Origin of the sequence: Edwardsiella ictaluri ATCC 33202 (assembly GCF_000264785.1) — a bacterium.
In the GTDB taxonomy this organism is placed as follows: Bacteria; Pseudomonadota; Gammaproteobacteria; order Enterobacterales; family Enterobacteriaceae; genus Edwardsiella; species Edwardsiella ictaluri.
In genome coordinates, this window is sequence record NZ_AFJI01000071.1 from 1 (window position 1) to 5050 (window position 5050).

Here is a 5050-nt window from a genome sequence, read left to right on the forward strand (position 1 = left end):
AACGCCCTTGCCGGAGCCGCGGGTGCGGCCACCGGCGAAATCGTCGGCATGCTGGCCACGGAGATATACCAGAAACCGGTCGCTGAGCTCAGCGAAAGCGAGAAACAGACCGTTTCAACACTGGCCACCGTTGCCGCCGGACTGGCCGGCGGTCTGGTGGGCGACGCGGGGGCCTCTGCACTCGCCGGCGCACAGTCGGGTAAGACGACGGTGGAGAATAACCTTCTTGGCGGTAGTGAGTGGCTTCAGACCGATAAAGCCAGGGAGCACGCTGCGGATGTTCTCTCCTGTCATGATAATCCGTCGGGAGAGGCCTGCAGGCGAGGACTGGCCGAAAACAAAGCCTATGCCGCCGCATTAGCGGCAGGTAGTGTTGCACTGTTACCCGGTAGTGCCCAGGCGATGTGGGGACTTGGTGCTGGGGCGAATGCAGGGATTGGCTATATAGTTGATGGCTCGGTTGATCCTGAAAATGCAATCATTGCAGGATGGGTGAACGTAATCACCATGGGACAGGGCTGGAAAGAAACCGTGGGCTGGAATGCCGCAGGTGGTGCATTTGGTAACTGGATAGATGATAAAGATCCTCTAACTGGAGCAATTATAAATGGTAGTTCATCAGCGATAGGATATGGAGTAGGGAAAATGATCCAAGGGCCATTAGAAAAGATAATTAACCCTAACTGGAAAAACTGGGAGTGGACTGACATAGGAATGGGAGTCAGTAAGCCCTTACCACTAAATCCAGTTCCTGGTATCGCTGGGAATATAGGTTCTTCAATCGCTTCAGAAGGCTCGGGAGCTATTATTCAGGAGCAGCTAAAAAACCAGCAGGAGGGTAAGTGATGAGACATCAATCTCTCCTTCTGCGATTTTTAATGACCTTGCTCATATGGTTTTTTGCCATATTTATTATGGCAGTAGTGATATTATTCTTCATGAGATTATTTGCTTTTTATTGGATCGGTGGCGACTTTCTATTTTCGTATGCTGATATTGTGAGAGCTTTAAAGATAAGTGCGTATTGCTCTATGTTATGTAGTGTGGGAACTTGGTTATTATATTGGCGTAATAGTTGTTGTTGAGAATAACTCGCTGGCAAGTGTTCTGGCGGCTGCCAATGCTAATAAGCCAGGTACTGCGGACAAATGGAAAGAAGAGCAGCAGGCGGCAATTAAAGAAGCTTGTAGCGGAAATACACCTATGTCTTGCCAGATGGCAGTGGCGGCTATAGGTACCGTGATGTCAGGTGGTGTGCTTCCTGAGGCGATGGTTATTTCTGGTGCAATCAGTGCACGGCGGCGGTACAGGGGCTGGCGGGCGGCAACCTGCAGGCGGCGCTGGCGGGCGGCGCGGCGCCGTATATTAGTGAGATAATCAAGCAGAGCACCCCGGACGGCGCGGGGCGTGTGGCGGCCCATGCGGTGGTAAACGCGGCGCTGGCCGCAGCACAGGGGAATAACGCCCTTGCCGGAGCCGCGGGTGCGGCCACCGGCGAAATCGTCGGCATGCTGGCCACGGAGATATACCAGAAACCGGTCGCTGAGCTCAGCGAAAGCGAGAAACAGACCGTTTCAACACTGGCCACCGTTGCCGCCGGACTGGCCAGTGGTCTGGTGGGAGACTCGGGTGCCTCTGCACTCGCCGGGGCACAGTCGGGTAAGACGACGGTGGAGAATAATCTGCTGGGTGCAACATCTTCAGACAAGCTTGAGACGGTTATTGAAAAGATCAAAAACGGTGATAAGACATTAGCCACCGCGAATGACCTTATTAAACTGGAGAATGCCGATAAGCGCGGTGATGCGCTGATCTCAAAATATCTTAAAGATCCCTCGCAAATGAGCAGCGCGGAACAAGCTGAACTGGCGGCTTATCTACGCATTTACGCTGGTGAAATGGAAAAAGAATATGGCCAGGCGGTGTCCCAGGAACTGGTTAAGGGGTTGCTGTCTGGGCAAGATTACATAAAACGCAATCCAGATTCTGAGGCTATGGCACAGGCTCAGAACATTATGAATACATGGGGTTACCATAAATCGAATGCCAGTATTGGTGATACGCCAGTTATGTTCGGAGGCAGTGTGCTGGGACTTACTGTGAAAGGTATGGTGGCTAATGCTGCAATTGGTTTTGGCGTTAATACGGGTGTGCAACTGGTAGGAAAAGATCCTTTCAGTTATGTAGATGCGATTATGGCGGGAGTAACAGCGGCAGCAACAACGGGGAAAGGTATTATAGCTTCAACACCTATAAATATGGGTGGCGCAGCAATCGGAAGTAGTATTAAGGGGGAAGACCCGACTAATTCGGTTATTGGGGCTGGACTAGGGTCCGTTGCGGGGAGTAAAACGGAAAAATATATTACTGGTGGGCTATCGACAGCAGTTAAAGAAGGTACTGCTGAGGTGGTTGGCACTGTTGGCGGTTCTACAGCAAATGAAATAGTCAGTGGCGCTGCAAAAAACATTCTTGATAAAATGGAGAATAAAGATGAGAGAGAGTAAAACACATGAGCTTATTACCCTAATTTACCGTTGTTTTATTGTGTTTTTTTGTATTTGTTTTATGGCAAATATATTGGGGTTATTGCTGGTTTTTTTTCAGACTGGTTATTTTGAATTTAACTGGAAAGAAATTACTCTGCTCTCCCTTAAACAGGGGGGGGGTGTCAGTTTATCTCTTGGATTGGGAATATGGATAAAGGCAAGGATAGAAGAGCGTCAGAACAGTAAAAAAGCAAATCAGTAATCTATCTAATCCCAGTCACAAGGGTTGGTATTGTTGTGGAGAATAACTTACTCGGCGACGGGTTTAAGCTGCCAAAAGGGCTGACAGACTATGGTGTAGCAGCACAATCCTGGAATCAGTATGCCGAAGAAAATGGCCTGACACCCGAACTGAATCAGGCTGGCCATATTCAAGGTGCCGACGTTACCCTGAACGCACGTAACGATAATGTAGTGTTCACAGGAGGCTTTAAAATGAATGTCAATGATCTACTTTTAGATTTTAGAATTACATCTCATTGTGACCTTGGATGCGATCTATGTTTTAGGAACCCAGGAATATCCGACTCATCATTAGATGATGCAAAGTTAGTAATAAATAAAATGCATGATATCGGATTCAGGAGGATCGGGTTTACTGGGGGGGAGCCAACATCAAGAAAAGATTTCATAAGCTTAATAGAATATGCAAAAGGAAAAGGATTTATGACATATTTATCAACTGTGGGTCATCGGTTTATAATAGACCATAGCAAACTAAATAGCATTCTTGATTGGGTCGGAATGCCAATAGATGGCATAGATAAAGAGACAAACACTGATATTCGCAGTAAAAAAATGAGCAATCAACATAGAGTTATTAAAAACATACTTATATGGTTGCCAAAAGCAGACAATAAAATCAACATCAAACTCAAACTCAAACTCACAACAGTTGTATCAAATAGCAACGTCAATGATCTCAATGATCTCAATGAATTGGTTTCCTGGGTCAAAAACTTACCTTACAAAACACAAGCTTGGCGTTTTTATCAATTTTGCCCCCTAGGTGTAGGAAAGGAAAAAAGAGAAAAATTAGAAATAGATGAATCTGTTTTTAAAGAAAAAATGCAAGAGTTAAAAGAAAGACACCCTGATACACCAATAAGTTGGGCAACTTTCGAAGAAAGGGATAAAGCTAATGTCGTAATGGAACCAAACTTTGACATAATTATTCCTGATGGAGAAAACTACACATACCTTTGTAATATGTTAAATGACTCAAAAGAAAAAATAATAAATAGTATATTCGGAAATAAAATAATTTTAGATAAATGTGAAAAGAATAGATTTTGGCTTGACAACATGGAGTTCACATCATGAATAGGAACTATTTATATATTGACCCTTGGTCAGCTCAATACATCACATCCCCCAAAAAAAGACCACCAATTTATATTTGCCTATCAGGAAATTCTGGTGCAGGGAAAAGCACTTTATTAAAGAACATATCAAGCAACATATACCAAAAAGATAGCGACACTATAGCTATTGATGAGAAAGCAGTTCATCACAATCTACTCCAATATCTATTTGATAAAACAGAGAAATACGGATATTTACTTCAGTTAAACTTCATGATACAACGTTCTCTTTTAATAAAGTCATGGTTGGATAAAGGATTCAACCTAATCATGGAGAGATCACACATTGAGGACTATATATTCATTAGCTTTATGTATAAATCAAAATACATAACAAAAGAACAATATGACACTTACATGACATTGTGGAATGAAATAAACAAGATAACACCAACGCCAGATATTATTATTTTTTTAGATTTCAGCGTTGACCACTCACTTCAAAATATAAAAAATGACGAGTTAAAAGGGATTCGACCTCGGGAGTTTCCAAATCCCGAATTAAAAGAAAAATGGATAACAGGGTGGTTTGATGAATATCAAGGTTTCACGCAAAACCTACCAAGAGAATTAAAAGAAAATGTGATTATTTACAATAAGAAAAAAACAATTGATGAATTGTTAAGTGAAGTGATCAATAAAATAACCGGAATAAGGAATATGAAATGAGACAGCGAACAATTGTTTGTCCAATTATAGAAAACAATGATGAGTATCTCATCTGTAAAATGTCTGATGATCGAGGAGTTTTTCCTGGCCAATGGGCTCTACCTGGTGGAGGGATTGAACCAGGAGAGAAGATGCTCGACGCATTAACCAGAGAAATAAATGAAGAGTTAGGCGACAGTTTAAATATAACAAAAATATCTCCTTGGTCATTTCGTGATGACATCAGAGAAAAAACATACAAAGATGGAACCAAAGAAAAAATATATATGATATATCTTATATTTGATTGTAAAAGTTCGAATAGAGATATATCATTTAATGATGAGTTCCAAGAGGTCGCATGGGTATCAAAAGACAAATTAAATGAATTCAATTTAAATGAGGCAACTAAAATAACCTTCACCGAGAAAGGATTCATAAAATAATTGTAAACACCACTAGTTATAACACCGCCCAGAATACCGGGCG

Annotated in this window: 5 protein-coding genes and 1 pseudogene; all 6 read left to right on the forward strand. The window is 42.7% G+C overall.

The window, feature by feature from the left end; genetic code table 11:
• On the forward strand, window positions 1–846 hold an 846-nt coding region (locus EIEH_RS10700), incomplete at its 5' end, for a VENN motif pre-toxin domain-containing protein (RefSeq protein ID WP_035609502.1).
• A gap of 449 nt (window positions 847–1295) precedes the next feature.
• Window positions 1296–2507 (forward strand): annotated as a pseudogene (locus EIEH_RS17745) (VENN motif pre-toxin domain-containing protein); the annotation flags it as partial.
• A complete protein-coding gene (locus tag EIEH_RS10710) occupies window positions 2494–2751 on the forward strand; it encodes a hypothetical protein (protein WP_015872524.1) in 258 nt (85 codons plus the stop codon). The pseudogene EIEH_RS17745 and the gene EIEH_RS10710, both read left to right, overlap by 14 nt.
• Before the next feature lie 35 nt (window positions 2752–2786).
• Complete coding sequence (locus EIEH_RS10715) at window positions 2787–3872, forward strand: radical SAM protein (protein ID WP_015872523.1); 1086 nt, start codon at window positions 2787–2789, stop codon at window positions 3870–3872.
• The gene (locus tag EIEH_RS10720; RefSeq protein WP_035609506.1) at window positions 3869–4582 is read left to right on the forward strand and encodes a deoxynucleoside kinase; all 714 of its coding nucleotides are present in this window, start codon (window positions 3869–3871) and stop codon (window positions 4580–4582) included. The genes EIEH_RS10715 and EIEH_RS10720 overlap by 4 nt, the downstream gene beginning before the upstream one ends.
• Window positions 4579–5007 (forward strand): nucleoside triphosphatase NudI, encoded by a 429-nt coding sequence (gene nudI / locus EIEH_RS10725; protein WP_015872521.1) that lies wholly within the window; start codon window positions 4579–4581, stop codon window positions 5005–5007. The genes EIEH_RS10720 and nudI overlap by 4 nt, the downstream gene beginning before the upstream one ends.
• Window positions 5008–5050 lie beyond the last annotated feature (43 nt).

What these genes read in the sequence shown, in the direction of transcription:
- EIEH_RS10710 (WP_015872524.1), top strand. Translation starts at nt 2,494, where the DNA reads ATGAGAGAGAGTAAAACACATGAGCTTATTACCCTAATTTACCGTTGT.
- EIEH_RS10720 (WP_035609506.1), top strand. Translation starts at nt 3,869, where the DNA reads ATGAATAGGAACTATTTATATATTGACCCTTGGTCAGCTCAATACATC.
- nudI (WP_015872521.1), top strand. Translation starts at nt 4,579, where the DNA reads ATGAGACAGCGAACAATTGTTTGTCCAATTATAGAAAACAATGATGAG.